At 57.4% G+C, this 17738-nt stretch carries 26 protein-coding genes; 9 read left to right on the top strand and 17 right to left on the bottom strand.

Features of this window, described 5'->3' with window-relative positions; genetic code table 11:
* Window positions 1-110 precede the first annotated feature (110 nt).
* From HNP46_RS20535 to HNP46_RS20545, 3 genes are read right to left on the bottom strand one after another with little or no spacing between them, the layout of a single operon-like run.
* On the bottom strand, window positions 111-446 hold the full coding sequence (locus HNP46_RS20535; protein ID WP_184592596.1) for a hypothetical protein: 336 nt from the start codon (window positions 444-446) through the stop codon (window positions 111-113).
* Between the two features lie 3 nt (window positions 447-449).
* The gene (locus HNP46_RS20540; RefSeq protein ID WP_184592598.1) at window positions 450-773 is read right to left on the bottom strand and encodes a hypothetical protein; all 324 of its coding nucleotides are present in this window, start codon (window positions 771-773) and stop codon (window positions 450-452) included.
* A 23-nt stretch (window positions 774-796) separates the two neighbouring features.
* Window positions 797-1096, bottom strand: coding sequence for a hypothetical protein (locus tag HNP46_RS20545; RefSeq protein WP_184592600.1), 300 nt, complete (start codon window positions 1094-1096; stop codon window positions 797-799).
* 112 nt (window positions 1097-1208) lie between these two features.
* Between HNP46_RS20545 and HNP46_RS20550 the strand changes: the two genes are divergently transcribed.
* From HNP46_RS20550 to HNP46_RS20575, 6 genes are all read left to right on the top strand, one after another.
* Complete coding sequence (locus tag HNP46_RS20550) at window positions 1209-4514, top strand: hypothetical protein (protein WP_184592602.1); 3306 nt, start codon at window positions 1209-1211, stop codon at window positions 4512-4514.
* 9 nt (window positions 4515-4523) lie between these two features.
* On the top strand, window positions 4524-4904 hold the full coding sequence (locus HNP46_RS20555) for a hypothetical protein (protein ID WP_184592604.1): 381 nt from the start codon (window positions 4524-4526) through the stop codon (window positions 4902-4904).
* A gap of 18 nt (window positions 4905-4922) precedes the next feature.
* On the top strand, window positions 4923-5339 hold the full coding sequence (locus HNP46_RS20560; protein WP_184592606.1) for a hypothetical protein: 417 nt from the start codon (window positions 4923-4925) through the stop codon (window positions 5337-5339).
* 80 nt (window positions 5340-5419) lie between these two features.
* Window positions 5420-6223 carry a hypothetical protein gene (locus HNP46_RS20565; RefSeq protein ID WP_184592608.1) on the top strand — a complete coding sequence of 268 codons (804 nt, stop codon included), beginning with the start codon at window positions 5420-5422 and terminating at the stop codon, window positions 6221-6223.
* A 25-nt stretch (window positions 6224-6248) separates the two neighbouring features.
* A complete protein-coding gene (locus HNP46_RS20570) occupies window positions 6249-6959 on the top strand; it encodes a hypothetical protein (RefSeq protein ID WP_184592610.1) in 711 nt (236 codons plus the stop codon).
* 126 nt (window positions 6960-7085) lie between these two features.
* Window positions 7086-7595 (top strand): Arc family DNA-binding protein, encoded by a 510-nt coding sequence (locus tag HNP46_RS20575; RefSeq protein WP_184592612.1) that lies wholly within the window; start codon window positions 7086-7088, stop codon window positions 7593-7595.
* Here the strand turns inward: HNP46_RS20575 and HNP46_RS20580 are convergent.
* Window positions 7586-8059, bottom strand: a complete 474-nt coding sequence (locus tag HNP46_RS20580) for a hypothetical protein (RefSeq protein ID WP_184592614.1) — start codon at window positions 8057-8059, stop codon at window positions 7586-7588. The genes HNP46_RS20575 and HNP46_RS20580 overlap by 10 nt on opposite strands.
* Before the next feature lie 13 nt (window positions 8060-8072).
* Here HNP46_RS20580 and HNP46_RS20585 point away from each other — a divergent pair, with 13 nt between their 5' ends.
* Together HNP46_RS20585 and HNP46_RS20590 are read left to right on the top strand one after the other, a co-directional pair.
* On the top strand, window positions 8073-8774 hold the full coding sequence (locus HNP46_RS20585) for an ATPase, T2SS/T4P/T4SS family (protein WP_184592616.1): 702 nt from the start codon (window positions 8073-8075) through the stop codon (window positions 8772-8774).
* Between the two features lie 196 nt (window positions 8775-8970).
* A complete protein-coding gene (locus HNP46_RS20590; RefSeq protein WP_184592618.1) occupies window positions 8971-9663 on the top strand; it encodes an ATPase, T2SS/T4P/T4SS family in 693 nt (230 codons plus the stop codon).
* A 37-nt stretch (window positions 9664-9700) separates the two neighbouring features.
* Here HNP46_RS20590 and HNP46_RS20595 read toward each other — a convergent pair whose 3' ends face one another.
* The 13 genes from HNP46_RS20595 to HNP46_RS20655 form a co-directional block, all read right to left on the bottom strand.
* Window positions 9701-11380: a hypothetical protein gene (locus HNP46_RS20595; RefSeq protein WP_184592620.1), complete on the bottom strand. Its 1680-nt coding sequence runs from the start codon at window positions 11378-11380 to the stop codon at window positions 9701-9703.
* A 22-nt stretch (window positions 11381-11402) separates the two neighbouring features.
* Window positions 11403-11669 (bottom strand): hypothetical protein, encoded by a 267-nt coding sequence (locus tag HNP46_RS20600; protein ID WP_184592622.1) that lies wholly within the window; start codon window positions 11667-11669, stop codon window positions 11403-11405.
* Window positions 11666-11905, bottom strand: coding sequence for a hypothetical protein (locus HNP46_RS20605; RefSeq protein WP_184592624.1), 240 nt, complete (start codon window positions 11903-11905; stop codon window positions 11666-11668). Before HNP46_RS20605 ends, HNP46_RS20600 begins: the two co-directional genes overlap by 4 nt.
* Window positions 11906-11960: 55 nt before the next feature.
* Window positions 11961-12485 (bottom strand): hypothetical protein, encoded by a 525-nt coding sequence (locus HNP46_RS20610; RefSeq protein WP_184592626.1) that lies wholly within the window; start codon window positions 12483-12485, stop codon window positions 11961-11963.
* Window positions 12486-12520: 35 nt separating this feature from the next.
* Window positions 12521-13060, bottom strand: coding sequence for a hypothetical protein (locus HNP46_RS20615; protein ID WP_184592628.1), 540 nt, complete (start codon window positions 13058-13060; stop codon window positions 12521-12523).
* Window positions 13044-13502, bottom strand: a complete 459-nt coding sequence (locus HNP46_RS20620; protein WP_184592630.1) for a hypothetical protein — start codon at window positions 13500-13502, stop codon at window positions 13044-13046. The genes HNP46_RS20615 and HNP46_RS20620 overlap by 17 nt, the downstream gene beginning before the upstream one ends.
* Before the next feature lie 14 nt (window positions 13503-13516).
* Window positions 13517-13957 carry a hypothetical protein gene (locus HNP46_RS20625; RefSeq protein ID WP_184592632.1) on the bottom strand — a complete coding sequence of 147 codons (441 nt, stop codon included), beginning with the start codon at window positions 13955-13957 and terminating at the stop codon, window positions 13517-13519.
* 27 nt (window positions 13958-13984) lie between these two features.
* A complete protein-coding gene (locus HNP46_RS20630; protein WP_184592634.1) occupies window positions 13985-14287 on the bottom strand; it encodes a hypothetical protein in 303 nt (100 codons plus the stop codon).
* Between the two features lie 61 nt (window positions 14288-14348).
* Window positions 14349-14861 (bottom strand): hypothetical protein, encoded by a 513-nt coding sequence (locus HNP46_RS20635; RefSeq protein ID WP_184592636.1) that lies wholly within the window; start codon window positions 14859-14861, stop codon window positions 14349-14351.
* A 130-nt stretch (window positions 14862-14991) separates the two neighbouring features.
* On the bottom strand, window positions 14992-15531 hold the full coding sequence (locus HNP46_RS20640) for a phospholipase D family protein (RefSeq protein ID WP_184592638.1): 540 nt from the start codon (window positions 15529-15531) through the stop codon (window positions 14992-14994).
* An 80-nt stretch (window positions 15532-15611) separates the two neighbouring features.
* Window positions 15612-15995 carry a hypothetical protein gene (locus HNP46_RS20645; protein ID WP_184592640.1) on the bottom strand — a complete coding sequence of 128 codons (384 nt, stop codon included), beginning with the start codon at window positions 15993-15995 and terminating at the stop codon, window positions 15612-15614.
* A gap of 462 nt (window positions 15996-16457) precedes the next feature.
* Entirely contained in the window at window positions 16458-16820 is a 363-nt protein-coding gene (locus tag HNP46_RS20650) for a hypothetical protein (RefSeq protein WP_184592642.1), read from the bottom strand.
* Window positions 16810-17199: a hypothetical protein gene (locus HNP46_RS20655; protein ID WP_184592644.1), complete on the bottom strand. Its 390-nt coding sequence runs from the start codon at window positions 17197-17199 to the stop codon at window positions 16810-16812. Before HNP46_RS20655 ends, HNP46_RS20650 begins: the two co-directional genes overlap by 11 nt.
* 140 nt (window positions 17200-17339) lie before the next feature.
* On the opposite strand from HNP46_RS20655, the gene HNP46_RS20660 reads away from it, so the two are divergent.
* Complete coding sequence (locus HNP46_RS20660; protein WP_184592646.1) at window positions 17340-17735, top strand: hypothetical protein; 396 nt, start codon at window positions 17340-17342, stop codon at window positions 17733-17735.
* The last annotated feature ends 3 nt before the right edge of the window (window positions 17736-17738 follow it).

A 17738-nucleotide genomic window follows, 5' to 3' on the forward strand; every position in this document is an offset into this window, starting at 1 on the left:
CGCCACCTCTAGCTTGAACTTCCCATCATGCCTTGCCATGTGGACCCCTCAGAGTTGGTGTCCAACATCTGGGGGTCAGTTCAGGTGAGGGGCTTCTAGACCTGGTGGGATCAGGCTTTGGCGTCGTCTGGTGTCGGAGGCTTGATTTCTTCCTCCCCAATGCTGTCTGCGGAACCCACGGCAGGTTTCGCTCTGCCAACTAACTTGATCTGTTCGATGTGGTAGAAGAGAACAGAGCTCGCGACGAGCGCCGCGATGCTTACGAGCAGGAAACTAAGGCTGCTCGATGCGACGTCAGCGACCCTCTGTGCAGGCCATTTCACGATCTTTTCCACGTGAACTTGAACGAGGTTGACGCCGATGACCAGGCCAAAGCACGCGCCGATAGCGATCCCGGTGGTGACGGCCTGACCGGTTTCCTTGGTCGCACGTATGATTTTGATCATGAGTCAGGCTCCAGTCTCAGGACTTTCAGTCGACACAGACTCAACGGGCTCCTGTTTCTTGCTCTCGTTCTCAGAGACTGCATCCTTGGCGAAAAACCAGCTAAAGACACAGATGAAGGTAACAGTGAGTGCCAGCGTGACAGGGTAGGCCGCGCTCCCTTCCGCAGCAGCTGCCTTGATTTGCTCAGGAGTAGCCGTGAGGACTTCCTCCAGGCGAGACTTGAAGAAGTCCAGCGCAGCCAGGCCTCCCAGAGTGAGGCCCAGTAGGCCAGACATCAGCAGATTCTTGAAGTGTGAAAAGTGTTCAGATTTGAAGTACTTTTTCATTGTTTCTCCGCCTTTCCGGCTTGTTATTGGTTGTTCTGCGCTTTGTCCGGGTCGGTATTGGCCGGGTGGCTCTTTTTGCTGTTCGGCGCGACCAGGAGGCAGAGGACTGCAGCCGCTAGGATGCCACTGCAAATCCAGAACGACTGGTCGAAATCGTAGACCATTTGGGCCTGGCTCTTGAGCTGTCCCTTGAGCTGTTCAGGAGTGGCGTAGCGCAGGACTTCGGACAGTGTGTAAGCGATGGCAATGGTACCGCCGATGGCTGCGCCGATGAGCAGTATCCCGATCTGTTCAAACGCTTTGGGGTTGAGCTTGATACGCATTCTGGAGTTTCTCCGGTCGATGATTGCCTATCGGCAATTTGTTCAAAAATCTGAAGTCATCGGCGGGAAGCTGTGGCATCCTTCGCGGCTTCCAAACCATTGAGTTACTTGGATGGAAGCGCCTCTCGCTCGCTACCTTTCCCTGGCCGTGCGCCTCGCTGGCCTATTCCACGACTTGGGTAAGGGTACCTACGGGTTTAGCGAAAAATTGTCGGATGCAGTTGCCGGCACGTTCGGCCCGGACGTCAGGGTCAAAGACCCACTGCGACATGAGCTGGTCAGCGCGCTGCTGATCGATGTCGACGCACCCGATGACGCACTCTACCAGCTTCAGACCCCTGGCGGGGTAGTAGCGTTCTTTGAGGTGCGCCGACAGACCCTGGCCTCCCAGGAGACGCGTCAGCACGTCGAAGCGATGTTGGCCAGGTGCATAACCCTTGCAGAGAAAGGCCGCGAGCAGGTTACGGACGGTGATTTGGAGTTCTTCCACCAGCACATGTCCCTCAATCGGCCGCATGCATGGGAACGGCATCCATTCTGGATGTCCGTGCTGTGGCTGGTGCTGACACACCACAAGCTCCCTGCAGGCGCTTGGTCGATGCGCCATGCAAGTTTCACCTTGCTGCCGGCCAGGCACGTAGGTCTCCACCAGCACATGGAGGAGGGGCACCACCACATACGGAACCTGGATCGCCTTGGTCGGTTCATGCAGATGCCCGGTACAGGGCAGCCCTGGCATTCCTCCGAGTGGGTTCAGGCTGTGGCGTCGACGGTTCGTGAGCTGCTGGCGCTGCGAGTAGAGTTGCCGTCGGTCGAGTCCGAGATGTTCCAGGCCGGCGAAGGGGAGTTCGGTTCTGGCACCCCCTGGCTATCCCTCCTGACCCGCGTTGGCAGGGCAAGCTTGGTGATCGCCGACTACGAGGCAAGCTGCGATGCGGTGAAACCGGCGTTCACCGGGAATCCGGAAGGGCTGGTCTTTGCCAACACCAAGGACACGGGAGCCCGGTATGTCTACGGCGACACTCTGGAGCGCCATCTGCTCAGGGTTGGCCAGCTGGCGCCCACTGTGCTTGAGGGGTTGCTGGAGCCCGGTAGTGGGCAAACATTCTCGGCGCTGGCGCTTCGGCCCAGTGAGGTTCCACCGGGTTTCGCCCTGCCAGAAAATATCCCGGATTCCCCATACGCCTGGCAGGCACATGCACAGCGAGCGTTTGAGGAGTTCCGGGCGACCACTGCCGGCCTCTTCTGTCTTGTCGCCGCCGGTACCGGCCGGGGTAAGACCCGTGCCTGCGCCGCCATGATGGGGAGTTGCCGCCCTGAAGCCCGATTCTCGGTCATGCTCAGCATGCGCTCGTTGACTTTCCAGACAGCCGCTGCATACGTCGGCGAACGCATTGGCTTCCGTCCAGACCAGGTTGCTATGTTCGTCGGTGACGATGTCCTCAAACGCCGGTTCCGGATACTGCAGGCCGAGGAGACGCAAGCCTATTGGCGCCGCGCGCCTGGCACTGAGCATGGGCTTGATGATCCATGGGAGGCGCAGCAGGAGGTCATGTACACAGGCCCCTTGCGCGCATCGTCGCCACTGAACTGCATCCGAAACGACGGGTTCCTCATGCGGTTGCTGTCGGCGCCGGTATCTGTGATGACCGTCGACCACGTCATTCGCCTGATCGACCTCAAGTCCTCCAAGGACATCCTCCCCCTCATGCACCTTCTGAGCAGTGACCTGGTGCTCGATGAGATCGACGACTACAAGGGTGATGACCTGATCTGCATCGGACGCTTGATTGAGCTGGCGGGGCAGTGCGGCCGGCGGGTGATCATTGCTTCAGCCACGTTGCCGAGGACGGTTGCCGAGAATTTCCATGCGGCCTACTTGAGTGGCTATCGGGTATTCCAGCAGCTCAATGGTGCTCCGGCAGCACAGGCCATGGTGGTGACCCACCTGGCGCCTTTCGTTTCCCACCAGATGGGAACAAGCTTCGGTGAGTTCTACTCTCAGGTGATGGCCAAGTTCTGCGAGGAGGAGCGTCAGTCCGCCATCAGTGCGCCTCGCCGGCAGGTTCTGAATACCGAGATGCTCCTCGATAAGGCCCTGGGAGGGCTGTCGCCGGCCAGCTTCTACAAGCACCAGATAGCCGACGCCCAGAACGCCTTCTACGGGGCTACCACCTGGCTTGCCCGGCTGGCGCACAAGCAAAATCACCTGGTCGATCCTGCCACGAAGCTGGCCTATAGCGTTGGCTTCATCCGGCTCAACACCGTGAAGAGCGTGCAAGGGTATGTCCGCTGGATGATCGACTCTCCTTTTGTCGACAAATTGAGAGACCACGGCGTCGTGGTGAAGGTGCTCTGTTACCACGCCCAGAACCTGGGAGTAGTGCGGGTGCTCCAGGAGAGCTTCCTGGAGCGACACTTGGCTCGCACCAGGATGAACAAAGGTCAGAGCGATCCATTCCTGGATCATCCTGATGTGAAGGCTGCTCTTGAGGCTTCCTGGCATGCTGGCGACGAGGACGTCATCTTCATCATCGCTACCAGCTCGATCATGGAAACAGGGCGGGACTTCGACCATGACTGGTGCATCCTGGAGCCATGCTCGACTCAATCCATCGTGCAGGCCGGAGGCCGGGTACGCCGGCACAGGCTTGCACCTCACCCGCATCCTAACGTCCTGGTCTTGCCCGTGTCGCTGGATGGATTGATTGTGCTCGAGCACGCCTGGCGGGACATGAAGTTCTCACCCTATGTGCCCAGGGAACGACCCAGGGCGCCCTACAAGGGCGCGATGGACGAATTGGGTGTCTGCCATGTCGATGGGCTTCCACGCATGCCCTGCACCGCGAGAGAGGCCTTCTCGGCTGAACTGAACCGAGGGGCCTTGCATGCGGGCCACTGTCTGGAAACCCCGGCCGCCTACCGGCTGGCGCCGCTGACGGTTATGGAGCGGGTGCGCCAACTCGGCTTGTTCCAGCGCCGCCACGCGGAGGAGGGACGTGAGCCCTACACCCTGCAGTACAGTGTTGAGCAAGCTGATGCGCTTCTCTGCAGCGCTGTGTACGAACAAACGCCGTTCCGTGGTCAGGACGAGTCTGCGCAGATCCAATACCTGCGTGAGCACCAGGGTTGGTTCGTCATGGACGCAGCGGAACGGGTCACTCCGGGCAATGGCGTGGTGTCTTGTGCGTACTCCCGGCCGGCAGAGGATGAGTTGTTCATGCTGCCGCAGCTGAACCTGCGTAGCGAGGAGCAACTGCTGGCCTTATCCGAGTGCACGGCCGGGGAGATTGGTTACCAGCCAGAGGATCTCTCATTGGCTGAGGCTGCTCTGCTGAGCTGCCAGCGTCGCGCCAACTTCAAACAGCTGGTATTTGATCCCCAGCTTGGCTTCTATGAGCCCGGCCCCGACCGGTAAGGAAAGAACATGATCGCCGTGAGCTTCTTGCTGTATCTGATTGGGCCGCTGCTCCTGAACTTTGGCGCGACTCATGGGTACGGACACTGGATGTTCATCTCCGGGGCGGGATTGGCCGTTCTGCTCTACTTGCCACTCTTGGTCATTGGCCTGTGCGTCGACCAGGGTCACGCCGTCTTCGCCCGGTGTCTTCCAGGCCAGGTCTTCTGCTGCGTAGCGTTCCACCTTCTGATGCTCGCAACGCCTGATGGCGGGCCGACAGATCCGGTGTACGGCACCTCCTCGATCTTCTGCTTCCTGGCCGGATTCATACTGTTCCGTCAGGGAGTCAGCTCAATCCAGTTCGAGCTGAAAGGGCTGGATGAAGCCTTCGAAATTGACCTCAAATAATCCGTAAAGGTGCTTGCCATGCGTACCCAGTTGCCCAGCCAGGAAACGACCTGGTTGGGAATCAGCCGCTTCGTCCAATCCTTCACTGCGTGGAAGGCCGAGAACACACAGCTCACGCTAGACGGGGAGGAGGCTGAGATTCGTGCTTATCTGGATGCTCAGATCGAGCTAGAAGGCGATGGCCTTGTCGGCCGGCCGAATACCCATCCGATCCTGACGCTGCTGGAAGACATCGAGTTTCGCGCCCCACGCCTGGCGGAATTGATGTTCGCCCGGTCGGCGATCCTCTATGGCAACGACTACTGCCCGGCTCGCAAGTTTATTGAGGGAGTCAGGCTGACGTCGGAGCTTGACGAGGAGTACGTCCAGAAGACTCGATGCTATGGAGAGCCTCCGGCAGAGGTCGTGGATATGTTGGGCGAGTCGCCTGTTTGACGAGAAAACATTGCGCGGCGCATTGCAAAACATTGCGCGCAGACGCATAATTGCTTGCAGATTCAATCAAGGAGATTCCCGTGACGGGAGAGAAAGACGACTTCCGGGATCGTTACTACAGGAAAGGCTGGAACCGAGATACGCTGGCTGTCCGCTGGGATATCTCCGTCGGCACGTTGAGCCGGCACACGAATGACTTTGACCGCAGTCAACTCTGGCTGGATGCGCTGAATGGCCTGCCGCAGTTTAGCGAAACCAAGGCCCGCGCCGTTCCGGTTCCACCTGAAGAATTCAAGGCTCATTTCCGGAGCCTGGGCTGGACTGGTAAGACTCTCGGAGAGCGCTGGGGCTTCAACAACGAGTGGGTGTCACGACAAGCTGGGGACGTTAACCGTCATGCCTATCTCAATGACGCCCTTTTCGCACTGCCCAGGGCACCTAAGAACCTGAAAGCACCCAGGGCGAGTGAGAAGAACACCCTTCAGGACGCTAACGACAAGGAGAGTCGGATGAATCATGCAGTGATCGAAAAGTTTGTTGGTGCTGTTAACGAAGACATCCTTGCCGGCTGGAAGGAGGGGATGAAGGGTAAGCTCCGGGCAGGTAGGCAGCTTTTTGATCGACTGCCGCCTGCAGCGCTCAAGGGACAGCACCTCAAGGATTGGTACGCCGGCCATGACGGAGCACAGCGACTTCGTGCAACCAGAGTGACTTTCTTCATCACCAAGGGCCCTGATGGTCAGTTGATCACTGTGAAGCGCCAAGGCTGGCCAAACCGTGGGCCGGTGCTGTCCTCGATGCGTAAGAAATACGACTGCCGCGACATCCGAGTGACCTATTTCGAAGACGGTGAGCCGAAGCGCGAGTACGACTGCCTGTCCTGAGTACTGCATCAGCAAGGAGCTGGAAATGCAAAAGACCGATCAGCACGGCCACCGGGCTCAGACCCCGATGCAAGAGATGCGGAAGGAAGTAGAGCGCCTCGAGGCCGTGCTTGGCTGCAAGCGTCTGCAGCTGAACCGGCGCGACCAATCAGTACGCTTTTTGGGCACTCTGATGTTCGTTCTGAAGCCAATCACCGCCGACTGCATGTACCTCTACCGGATGGTGGACGGCGGGAGCATTGGCCTGACCTGGAACCACTCAGAAAAGCACGGGCGCTCATTCCGCGCGACGCTTCGAACCAAAGGTGGAGTAGGGGTGGAGTACTCCCCGGTGTACAGCGTTGACACTGGTCGCACCCTTCTTGCCGAGTACTGCCGGATGCTGGAGCAGGGCGTTGATGAACCCACCAAGGTCTTCGCCGACCTGTTCAACATTGTGCTGAGCGAGCGTCTTGGTCTTCCAAGAATCCTGGAGGGGGTCGAGCACTTCATGTCTCAGTACCGCTACCAAAGCGCGCGGCTTGGCGACCTGGATCGCGCTCGTCGAAAGCTGGATGCTCACCCGAATTACTCGTCCAAGGGCTGGCAAAACGCGAGCAAGCGGCTCTACGACGAGAAAGCGCCAATCCTGGCCGAGCAGCGCGTACTGGCGGGTGAAGGGCTGAAGGAATACCCGGCAGTTACCCGTCGTCGCATCGTCGGTGAATCCGGCCTCTCGGCCGGCTACTACAGCTGATCATCGAGGGTTAATGAGCTTCATGTCACTTTGTCATTGTGCAAAGTGGATTCTTCGCAGATAATAGTGGTGTTGAATTTTATATTTCTGGGTTAGATGCCCAGCACTACTGTAGAAGGATTAGACATGGCCAGCAGTCCTCGAAAGGTCTACCAGCTGCGCTTGCCGCCTTTTCTTCGCGCGAAGATCGACAGCCAGGCTGACGCTTCCAACCGCTCTGTGAATGCGCAGATCGTGTGGCTTCTTGAGCAGAGCTTTGATCTGTGGCCAAAGCTTGAAGGCCCCATCGAAGGTGAGGACGCGATTCCTGATCGCAAGCCATTCGGCCTGCGGATGCCCCCCTCCCTGAAGACGACCGTCGAAGATGCATCGAACGCTTCTGGCTATGTCCAGAACCTGGAGATGATCCGCCGCCTGCTTGCGATGTGCGATGCGCAAGAGAAAATCCTGGCGGATGTGAAGTACACCCCGACATCCCTCAATGCTGTCGATCTACAGCGGGCCTGGGAGAACCTGAGTCGTGAGATCGACAACGTTGTGAGCAGGGATGTCGATCAATCCACTGGCAATCTCTCGGCTGCGAAGAAAAGCTTCTCGGCGCAGCTAAAGATCGCCCGCGAAGCGAGTCATTCCTGATGGAACATGGTTACTATCTGGTGCTTTTCCCCGGCGGTGCCGGGGAAGGCATCCTTTACTTCGACGGCACTGGGTTCATGGCCCACGGCGTCGATGGTTACGTCGATCTGGACATGATCCAATTCGTCGACTCCAAGCCTATCGACCTCGGCAAGTTGCAGAACGCCGGCTACCTCGAAATCGACCAGTTCCTGGACGAGCATGAGGCGCTTCAGGCGGCCGAGGCTGCTCAACCAGTTGCGGTAGATCAGGGTGGATCCGGGAACTGAAGCAACCTGCTTCCACGTCTTTTTCTCGAAATTGACGTGCGAGTTCGGCTTGGGCATCATCATGCCCAGGCCGCCCATGGCCTGTCGCTCCCGCCGATCCTCGGCATGGTGAATATGGGCTATCTCTCGGCGCCACAGAGCTCTCTGCCAGGCATCGACAATGGGAGCATCGAATCCTTCCGGAGCCTGGCTCATCGGAGCTAAGACTGTGTCAGATCCCCTCAAGATTCGCGCTAAACGCTTGCGCAATGCCATCGAGCAAGAACTTGGTATCAAGCCAACTCTGGCGAAAGCCTATGAGATCCTTGCCAAAGAAGATGGCTTTCCGAACTGGGATACCGCGTCTGCGAGTCATCTTAATGTTCCACAGGTGCAGGGCCCAACTGCTGCATCTACCGCGCACGACTTCATTCGCTTGGGAGAAGGTTTCCTTACCGAGGTGTACTGCCGCCCAAGCCGCGAGCGACTGGGGTTGACTGTGTTCGCAGGCACATCGCATTCGAAGAAAGATCAAATGCTGGAACGGCTAGTGTCTGAACGATTTACCCAGACACCTTCCAGGATGATCTATCAGGTTGGGGAGGGTGACATTCAGTACCCTGAAGGGGCTTTGGTCTTCAGAAGAGACATCGAGCAGGCAGTTCCGCAATACTACAACTGCGTACTGCTCGTGGTTATTCCAGAGATCAGGAGCGAAGCAGAGGCTGCTGTCGCTTACAGATCGGTGCAGTTAGGCCACGATGTCTTGACCACGGTGACAACCGATACCATGAAGGGGGCACATCGCCGATTGGAGAGGTTCATCGGCGAGGATCTCGTGCTGATCAATCCGCTGAACATCGTTCTTGTCCCTTACATCGATACCCTGGGGTTTCGTGTGGAACAGAGGCTGACGCCACTCACTCCCTGAGTCATTTACGGGGAAATTGACGGAAGGAAGCGGCTTGGGCATCATCATGTCCAGGCCGCCCATAGCCTGTCGTTCCCGCCGATTCCCGGCATGGTGAATATGGGTGCAGCACACCGTCGACCTAGGTAGCTCTGCCAGGCCGCGAGAATGGGAACTCCGCATCCAACCGGCGCCTGGCGTACCGGAGCTAACCAACGTGTCTACCGAACTGAAGGCGCGGGCTAAACGCCTGCGCGCCGCGATCCAGACTGAGCTTGGCGTCAAGGTCAGTCACTCCAAGTCTCTTGAGCTTGTGGCCAAGGAAGAGAACTTCCCGACCTGGGATGCTGCTGTTGCTGCACATCAGAGCAAGCAACCTGATGGTGCTCAGCTCAGCGCCAAGATCCAGGAACAGCGTTGGCCTGAACCTCAGTGCGCGCTCGAGGGTGGTGATGTTGACTACCGCTTCATGATGGAACGATTCAGGCCAACCGAGCGCGGTGGGTCGATCACTCTCATTGGCGGCCTCACGAACTCAGGCAAAACGACCTTTTTGCGTGCCGTGCTGGATGAATACCTTCGCACCTACGATGGGTTGGTTGGGGTCAGCAATGAAGAATACGAATCACACGGATATGACAGGGACAGAAGTCGACTTGTCAGGAGTGCCTTCCATCAGGGACTCCCAAACCTGAATGATACGAAGCGACTGATTTTGGATGACCTCAGGACTGACATGCAGATAAAAGCTGCCTTCAGTGCCGCACTTAACGGTGCGGCAGTCATTGGCTCGATACACGGCCGGAGCGGTTCGTGGATCCTTGAGAGGCTGTACCAAATGGGGATCGACGACCGGGCGATTAGACTCGCGGATCTCAGGATCTACATGTTGAAGGAGTGGGGCGAATAGAATAAGGCCCCGGTTGGGGCCTTTTTCTCCACCGGGGTCAGGCCCTGGGAAACAGCTCCCGGAGCTGCTGCTCCAGACAGAGACTGCCGTCATCCCCGCGCGGCTCATCGCCCAGGTGTTCGGACTTCTTGATGTTCATCCAGACGCTTCCGACTTTGATCGGGACAAGCAGCTCGTTCAGAGCTGCGCTGGCTGCAACTGCCAATGGCTTGAGCGGATCATCATCAGTCCAGAGGTTCCAGTCGTAACCCCGCACTAGACGGGCTACAGCGGGTTCAATCTCGTGATAGGCGAGCAAGTATTCCTGAGCCCATTCGAAGGCCACCTGGGCAAGATCCTCGCCGCCGGGGTAGGTGCCCACAGTCTTGAGGAACATGTGGGAGGTGCAGAGACTCAGGTTGCTCAAGTCTACATGCCACTGGTGCGCGCCTTCGGGCGGAGATGCCATGAGGTCTTTCCACTGCTGCATCCACGCAGGTTCAGGCTGCAGGGCTTTCCAGTCCGCTGCTCGCTGGCGCCAGTTCATCCCGGCAGCTTGGTCAAAATCGCGCACGGCCCTATGGGCTTCTTCCTCCACCACAAAGCTGAATTCCAGGGACGAAATGCTGGTGAAGTGAGGAGTTACGATGAGGCGCATGTGGGGCAGGGGCGTGGACAGAACCCACTTGCTATGCACTTTGTAGTCGTCCCAGCAGGCGTTAGGCCAGCCGAAGCGGTTGACCATGTACGCAAAGACCTGGCCGTAGTCGCATTGCGCATCCCGGCCACCAAAGACCGATGTGTGAACAGCATCGTCCCGCAGGCCGCGCTCCTCTTTGTCCACCGAGAAGTAGGCGCGGTAGTAGTCGGCGTGTTCCTTGTATCCGGCAGGTTGGATTTCGAAAGGAACGCCGTCGGCAGCCTGCTTCATGAGGGCGGCGTCAAGTTCCATGCTGCTTGCGTGGGTGTCCATGGCCGCGACGGGCGCGCTTTGATCACCGGTATAGACAGCATTTTCCATCCGACCCTTGGGATTGATGCCGCCATCCCGGATCTGCACGCCGCGCATCAGGTCTACCAGGGCCTCGTTAGCAGCGCTCACCAGAGTTTTGAGGGGGTCAGCATCAGCCCATTTGCGCCAGTTCGCTCCACGCTCTACCAGGCGGGGTGCCGCCTTGATGTCGCCATATGCAGCGATGAGGTCAGTGCGGAATTGAACTGCAGCCTGGTGAATTTCCTTGGGCATATAGGGCTGGCGCTCAGGGATGACCATCAGGCTGTCGCGCCAGTTGTCTCCGGTGCCGGCGATACGTTGCCATTCCGGCATCCAGTCCGGCAGGTGATCGTCGCTGCGTTTGGCTAGGATCGCTTTGAGCCAACGGCGCTGGCGCACGTGGCGAAATTCGTCGCCGGCAACCAGAGCCTCGAAATTCACCCGGAAGCGGAAGTGCTGTAGCGCCTTCCCGGAAGGCGAAGGAACGACCTCCAGGATCAGCTCCGGCGATGCGGTGGTGATCTGCCAGCCGGCGCCGACTTCGCGTGTGTGCAGGTTGAAGTTCGGCCGGCCGAAGCGGCGGAACATGAAGGCGAGAAGGGCGCCGTAGGGCACCTCGCTACCCATGATGCTCTTGATCAGCTTCGGGAGTACTTTAGCGGCATCACTGCAGTCTTCCAGGAACGAGGATTGACTGAAGGGACGTTCAGCGTCGGTAGAGAACAATTTCGAGGTAAAGGGCATGGGGCCTCCTGGCCGCCTGGGTTCAGTGCGTAGCGAAGCTGTCGAGAGTTTCGATGAAAATGTCGTACTCGCCCTGGTGTTTCTCCACCACGTCGATTGACAGTATGTTCTCGGCGCTAAGACGCAGGTGGTAGAAGGTCTGGTCGATGTCGAGTGCGAAGGCCTCACCTGCCTTTGTCAGCCGAGCTACCAGGAAGCCGTTGCCCCTCAGGATGCGATAGCCAAGCTTATGCAGCTCCGCCGGCAGGCGCATCATCAGCTCGTATTTGTCGATGGCCTGTTGGCTCATGCGGGCGCGCTCACCTGGAAGACCTGTTGGTGGATGGTGGCTACCACGCTGTCCTGGACGATCAGGTTGCGACCATCCCAGGACATGCTCCAGATGTTGCTCTCACCACTTCGAACGGTGACGGTGTCTCCGGCTGCCAGGAGCGCAATGATGCGGGCTCGACCGTCGATGAAGGTCAACTTGTGCTGTTCGAAGGCAGCCATGATGCGAGAATACTGCGAGTCGTTGAAGGTCATGAAGCGCTCAGTCCTTGGGCTTGAATCTCTATTCTGAGTGCATTCAATGAACCTGTCAATGTGCCATGAAGCGTTTATTCTCGGCGCGTCTGGCGTTGTTAAACTCCCGAAGCTTCAGCTTGTAGCTTGCTTTCGCCTCTTGCCGAGTGGCGGCCCATTCGCCGGCTACTTCCACCTCGAAGTAATTGCGCTTGCGCACCATGCGAAAGCCTTTCCCGAACTGTGTTTCGTAAACCGGCAGATTGATGCCTAGGTACTCGACGAACATGCAGCTGCACTCATCATGCAGGTATTTCTGCCAGTTGTTGAGCTTGGCCAGGACGGGCTTGGGCTTGTGCTCAATGGCGTAAGCCTTGCCGGCCTCGGTCGCGTAGTAAGCGATCTGGTCGTCTGCGCAGAACTTGGGCGCCGGCCGCTTAATCATCAGCCCCATCTCGACGAGCTTATCCATCTCAGGCTCATCTGCATCGCCGCTGCTGATGACGTAGTGATTTCGGAAGGGTTCGTCCTGGTAGTTAAGGCCCAGGGTGTGCATCAGCCAGTCGAGCTGGTTGGAGCTGACATCGAGAGGAGTGGTCACGGTTCGAGTCCTTTTGCCGTCAATTGCTAAGGGATTTAAGTCGGTTGTGCCGGGAGCAGCCGTCGTAACAGCGTCTCAACTTCGGAATAGGCGGGGCATTCGTCCTGATCCCACAGATCACGGAGCGCCACGATAGCCCTGTCAATCTGCTTGGAGCAGTACACTGGACGCTGATTCCTCGCGCCTGCAGCGGGGCTAAATGCAGCCTTTCGGAACTGTGACAGCCCAGGGCTCCACTCAACAGCGTTCGTGCCAGGGCGGCTGTCGTAGGCCCAGCCGTAGGGGTGCTGCACGCCGGCATGACGTTCGTTCTGCCGGGCATATGCATCAACGATGGTTTGCGAAGCGATTTTGGCGCTCAGCCCAGGCTTTATGCCTTCCCCCTCTGCAACTTCCAGGGTGCAGGATTCGTCGATGTAGGAGAGCTTGAACAGATTCCCGGTTGCCTCGCGGACAACCAGGACACCTTGCATCAGGAGTGCCTTGCAGGCCAGGTTGAGATTGTCCGAGGTGTCGAAGCTGACGCCCAGGTCGTGCAGCGCTTTCCGGATGGTGATTTCAGTTGTTGCTTGCATGCTCTGCGTCCTTGAACTTCGATCCTTCGAGCGCTGGGTACAGATAGGTGCCGTCCGGGCGCTGGAGCCTGAATCCTGGGCCCATGTCCCAGTTCACAGCCAATTCTTCGTTTTCCACGATGCCGTGAGCGATGAGGGTGACTGCTACTGTCTTGGCCTTGGGTGGAATCGCGACGCAAACAGCAGGAGTCTTAATCCCTGGCTGACCTGTGATCCATTGGAGGAATGTCTTGTCTTCGGGGCAGGGTGCCGTGCCGAACATGAGGTACTTTTGACCTTCGTTCAGCACGGGATAACCGCCGTCGAACTCGATTGTAGGTTGTGCAGCGCTGTCTATGTCTCGAACGAATCGGTCGCTCAGGGAGGTCAGATAAGACCGTCCGTCATCGCAGCCTGCCAGCGCCATTGCAGAGCAGAGCGCTAGAGCTAATCGGTTGGTCATTGGGATGATTTCTCTCAATGGGATGAGGTGAGTTCGGGGCGTCTCAGGTATCGAGCGTCGAGCTGGTCGAGGGTTTTTTGTTTGAGACTGACCATAATGGATGGAGTGCAGGGCAGAGGCGGGATCGCAACGTCAACGTCGAGTTTTCCCGCGTTGAGCGTGAACACATAGCAGCCGCCCTTGATGCCGGTGGCGTAGCTCCTGCCTTCTGCATTCAGCTCCTCGACCAGAACTCCCAGGCCGGCGAAAACGCTAAAGCCGATTTGTTTCAGGTAGGTGGTCAGTGCATCGACGGTCAGTGGCTCGTAGCCTGGCCAACCATCCATAGCGCCGTCCTCCACGAGGAGCTGCTCAAACTGCTCAACCCGTTCGACCAGGGCCAGGGGTGCACGAGCACCCATCGCTTCGACGGCGGCGCGCAGCTCGTTCCAGGAGGTGGTAATCCTGCGGTTCATGAAACGTCCTTGTGCTGGCTCGTGGAGTCAATCCGGCAAGGGGATCTCTGTCTCGTTGACGTCACCGATCTCACCAGTGAGGGCCTTGCGCGCGCCGGTCATTCGGATCACAGGGCCAATACTGTCGATGACGTAATGAACACCATCGCGACCGATCTTGACCCCGAACTGCCCCTGGGCCCGACGAAGCTGTGTACGGACAGTCTGGTTGTCCAGCCCGGTTCTTTCGCAGATGTTGCTCAGAGTGGGCTCTTTCAGGTCTTCAATCGCAACCAGTACCACCAGGATGCGGCGGAAATCGCCTCGTTTGTAATCGCTAGCCTTGTACATTGAGGCTCCAAAGTTCGGAAGGTAGAAGAGCTCACCGTCACACGGCCGGTGAACTCGGGGATCAGTGGCGCGGGATCGCGGTGCCAATGAGCTGGGCGACAGTTTCGGGAGGAAGGGCCTCGGCTGCGTTGCACACAGAATCGATGAAGTCCACACCGCCGCCGGCCGAGCCATCGTCAGCTCGATTCAGGCTGATAGCGTCCAACAGGTCAAGGAGGTGGGCCGCAACAGCAGGCGAAATGGAGACGACGTCAGCCTGTCTCTGATTGTCCAGGGCTTTCCTCAGCTTGTTCTCCTCAACGCGGTCGAAAGCGAGCGCGTCGACTGGAGAAGTAACGCCGGCAATGGTGCGCGTGAGTTGAACCGCGATGGGGACGAGGTGGAACGGAGGCGTCGAGAGCGGCTTCTCGACGGTGTCGAGGATCATCGAATTGCCACTCATGGAGATGTTCATGAAGCGGCCTTCGGGGGTCTGCGCAACGACAGAATGACCGGCTTCCAACGCAATCGCGAACCGGCGATGGCCACTGTGAATCTGGAAGCCTTTCTGGGCCAGCAAGTGGTTGAAGTTCATGAGCATCTCCTATGCGCCGAAGCTATCAAGTGAGGAGATATTAAGTGCATTCAATGAACTTTGCAAGCGCAATTAATGGCATAAAAAAGCCCTGCAGAGCGGGGGTGCAGGGCTGTTTTGCGAGGTTGGATCAGTAGTTCGGATTCAGCGTCTCTGCTTCATCCCAGAGGCGCTGAAACTCCGCGTGGTAAGCGGCCGCGAGCCCAGGGACGTTACGAAGCAGTAGGGCGTTCTCAGCGTTCTTCTTCGCAGCCGCCTGGGTGTAGTTGAACGACCCGGTCTCCACGTCCCGTCCATCCACGACCATGTACTTGTTGTGCATGATGGCGTAGTTGCCGTTCAAGCGTACCGGGACGCCTTTGTTCGCGAGAAAGGTGACCGAGGAGTACTTGGCCATGTTGCCTTTCTTGTCAGCCACGACCTTCACGTCGATACCTCGCTCCTTGGCCTCAAGGAGCGCTACGGCAATGGGTTTGCTCGTGAAGGAGTATGCGGCGACGAGGATCTGGGATTTGGCGCCCTTGATGCTGTTGAGCACCACGTCGAGCGCGCTCTGGCCGTTTGCTGCCGGCGTAAATCCTACGACCGCTTCGGCACCGGCTTGGGCCAGGTTGGGGGTTGCGGTTGCAATGACGAGTGCTGCCGCCAGGAAAAGCGCGTTCTTACGCATGAAGGTGTCCTATGAGGTAAGTAGGTCGGCACACTACCTGATTGCGCAGGTAGCTGTCGCCTTTCGAGTGAAATTGTAGCTCAGGTTTTATCCGTCTCATTTGGCTGAGGAGCCTGCAGTTCGGCCGCTTCAGCTTCTTGCCCACGGATGCAGAGCCTACGAACGACCCAGCGTACTCCCGCGAAGAAATAGCAGGGGAGCCAGAGGTAGATAGTGAAGATAAGAAAGCCCCTGTAGGCTACCCCGACGTTCACACTTGAATCGAAAATCCAGTAGGTCGACGTTGCAATCTCCAGTGCATCTAAGTCTGGAGTAAGAGGAATGTGGAAAGGGAGGAACTTGGCAATCATGAGCGCCATTTGTAAGTAGATGATTAATCCAACAATGAGGCCGATAACTAATAGGAACGGGACGACTATGTACTTAATATCCCCTTTCATGAAAGGGATGATTCCACGCTTCATCGTGCTCAGGTTGCACTTTGACATTGGTTGAGGTGAGGCGCTATTGCTTGGCATTGTTTTCATTCTGTTGGAGGTGGTCGGTATATGATCCGCGTTTGCAGACATATTTAGCGGCGTCAATGATATTGGAAGTGATCCAGAATGTAGTTGTCATGACTACGAGTAGCAGGGTGCAACCGAATAGGATATTGAAGAAAGCGAAGCCAAAGTTCTGGCTATCCAAGACATTGAAGGAGGTGAGTCTGTCGTATGCGCGTCGCCCACCAGGGAAGCAATGAGGTCGCAAGATCATCAGCCCTATGAAGTAACATGTCTGCACTAAGACTGCTGCCAGTGCGAAAGCGGATGCTGTGATGCACGCTTGGCGACTGAGCTTTGCGCAGAATGGCTTGACGTCTTCGCGATAAATTTCACGTAGACCTAGAACGAAAGCCCGTTTGGATAAACCTCTGGATGCTTCGGTCATTTGAAAAATGCCTTCTGTCTGAGGGAGCAGATGCCCTTGGTGGTCTGGATTATGGCTCCTCTGGCAAAGAGTCCTGCACAGACCCCAAGTCCCGAGACAAAAATACCCACTAATTCCGTGAGATCCGATACATCGTCGGATTTTTGGCTATGAAGCCAGTATGGAATCTCAAGTTCAATTCCTTTGATAGCAAACATGAACCTAAGCGCCAATGCTCCAGCTGAATAGTTAACAAGGCAAAGCAGATAGATGCTGAACGCCGCAAGCGCTATCCGCTTAATGTGCTTGGTGGCATTCATGCAACGGAAGGAGATATGTTCTTCGTGATGGGTGGGATTCGCGCAGGGATTATTCGGCACTGGCGATTTCCTTTTTCAGTTGTGTAGCTCCGTGCTTGCAAATTGACTTGAAAGAGCTAAATACAATGATTGATCCAAAGGCGAAAACGGCCAGGAATACCGCGATATAGATAATGCCCGGCAATGCACAGGTAGAATATTGGTACAGGGTTGCCTTGAAGACGTTTGTGGGTGCGGCACCACCTGTCAATCTCATCATGGCCTCGTTACCGATCCAGTCGCATCTTCCTGAAGCCAACCCGATGTAGTACGAGCCGAGGTATATCCCAGCGAGAACCCCGGTGCCCAGCAGGAGCAGGTAAACCCCGACCTTAAATTCGTTGCACAACCAGGGCTTGAGCCCGGCTCGGAGGGTCTGGAGGGTGCAGGGGGTGGCCATCTGAAGGTTCCTTGCGATGAGTCCTAAGGAGGTGCAGATTTCGGTGGTTGCCGATCCTACACGCTTCTGCAATTTCCAGCTAATTGTGTGTTTCTTCGCAATCTTGGTATCGTGTCAATAAATCACCCATAGGAGGTCGCATGTCCACCCTGGTCGACGACACAACGCCACATCCACCAGCCTTGCACTCATGCTCCTACCAGCGGGGCACCTACGAGTGTCGAGGGGATGGGTATCTGTGGGATGCAGACACAGACGGGTTCGATCCTGAAGAGAAGGACGATCCATGCCCGTGTTGCAATACCCTCGAGTACCTCCGCCAGGCGAAGGACGAGGCTGAGACCACGTCTGAATGGTGGGGGAGTCACGGTCACTGGACTGGCGAAGACCTCTGGCTGAGAGCATGCGAGATCGCTCGTGAAGCTAATCCCGAGCAAGCCATCGAAGCATTGCGAGCTGTGGGTGAGGTACAGGCCCTGGTGCCTGATGAAAATGGCCCAGACGGGGTTTCCATCCGCATCCACAACAAGGGTTAAGGA

It is taken from the genome of Pseudomonas nitroreducens, from assembly GCF_014204515.1.
In the GTDB taxonomy this organism is placed as follows: Bacteria; Pseudomonadota; Gammaproteobacteria; order Pseudomonadales; family Pseudomonadaceae; genus Pseudomonas; species Pseudomonas nitritireducens_A.

Coding starts and splice junctions, on each gene's coding strand:
- HNP46_RS20605 (WP_184592624.1), bottom strand. CDS start 11,905: ATGACCTTCAACGACTCGCAGTATTCTCGCATCATGGCTGCCTTCGAA.
- HNP46_RS20660 (WP_184592646.1), top strand. CDS start 17,340: ATGTCCACCCTGGTCGACGACACAACGCCACATCCACCAGCCTTGCAC.
- HNP46_RS20540 (WP_184592598.1), bottom strand. CDS start 773: ATGAAAAAGTACTTCAAATCTGAACACTTTTCACACTTCAAGAATCTG.
- HNP46_RS20575 (WP_184592612.1), top strand. CDS start 7,086: ATGGCCAGCAGTCCTCGAAAGGTCTACCAGCTGCGCTTGCCGCCTTTT.
- HNP46_RS20600 (WP_184592622.1), bottom strand. CDS start 11,669: ATGAGCCAACAGGCCATCGACAAATACGAGCTGATGATGCGCCTGCCG.
- HNP46_RS20570 (WP_184592610.1), top strand. CDS start 6,249: ATGCAAAAGACCGATCAGCACGGCCACCGGGCTCAGACCCCGATGCAA.
- HNP46_RS20545 (WP_184592600.1), bottom strand. CDS start 1,096: ATGCGTATCAAGCTCAACCCCAAAGCGTTTGAACAGATCGGGATACTG.
- HNP46_RS20645 (WP_184592640.1), bottom strand. CDS start 15,995: ATGAAGCGTGGAATCATCCCTTTCATGAAAGGGGATATTAAGTACATA.
- HNP46_RS20625 (WP_184592632.1), bottom strand. CDS start 13,957: ATGAACCGCAGGATTACCACCTCCTGGAACGAGCTGCGCGCCGCCGTC.
- HNP46_RS20535 (WP_184592596.1), bottom strand. CDS start 446: ATGATCAAAATCATACGTGCGACCAAGGAAACCGGTCAGGCCGTCACC.
- HNP46_RS20595 (WP_184592620.1), bottom strand. CDS start 11,380: ATGCCCTTTACCTCGAAATTGTTCTCTACCGACGCTGAACGTCCCTTC.
- HNP46_RS20640 (WP_184592638.1), bottom strand. CDS start 15,531: ATGCGTAAGAACGCGCTTTTCCTGGCGGCAGCACTCGTCATTGCAACC.
- HNP46_RS20550 (WP_184592602.1), top strand. CDS start 1,209: ATGGAAGCGCCTCTCGCTCGCTACCTTTCCCTGGCCGTGCGCCTCGCT.
- HNP46_RS20630 (WP_184592634.1), bottom strand. CDS start 14,287: ATGTACAAGGCTAGCGATTACAAACGAGGCGATTTCCGCCGCATCCTG.
- HNP46_RS20580 (WP_184592614.1), bottom strand. CDS start 8,059: ATGAGCCAGGCTCCGGAAGGATTCGATGCTCCCATTGTCGATGCCTGG.
- HNP46_RS20620 (WP_184592630.1), bottom strand. CDS start 13,502: ATGACCAACCGATTAGCTCTAGCGCTCTGCTCTGCAATGGCGCTGGCA.
- HNP46_RS20555 (WP_184592604.1), top strand. CDS start 4,524: ATGATCGCCGTGAGCTTCTTGCTGTATCTGATTGGGCCGCTGCTCCTG.
- HNP46_RS20655 (WP_184592644.1), bottom strand. CDS start 17,199: ATGGCCACCCCCTGCACCCTCCAGACCCTCCGAGCCGGGCTCAAGCCC.
- HNP46_RS20560 (WP_184592606.1), top strand. CDS start 4,923: ATGCGTACCCAGTTGCCCAGCCAGGAAACGACCTGGTTGGGAATCAGC.
- HNP46_RS20615 (WP_184592628.1), bottom strand. CDS start 13,060: ATGCAAGCAACAACTGAAATCACCATCCGGAAAGCGCTGCACGACCTG.
- HNP46_RS20635 (WP_184592636.1), bottom strand. CDS start 14,861: ATGAACTTCAACCACTTGCTGGCCCAGAAAGGCTTCCAGATTCACAGT.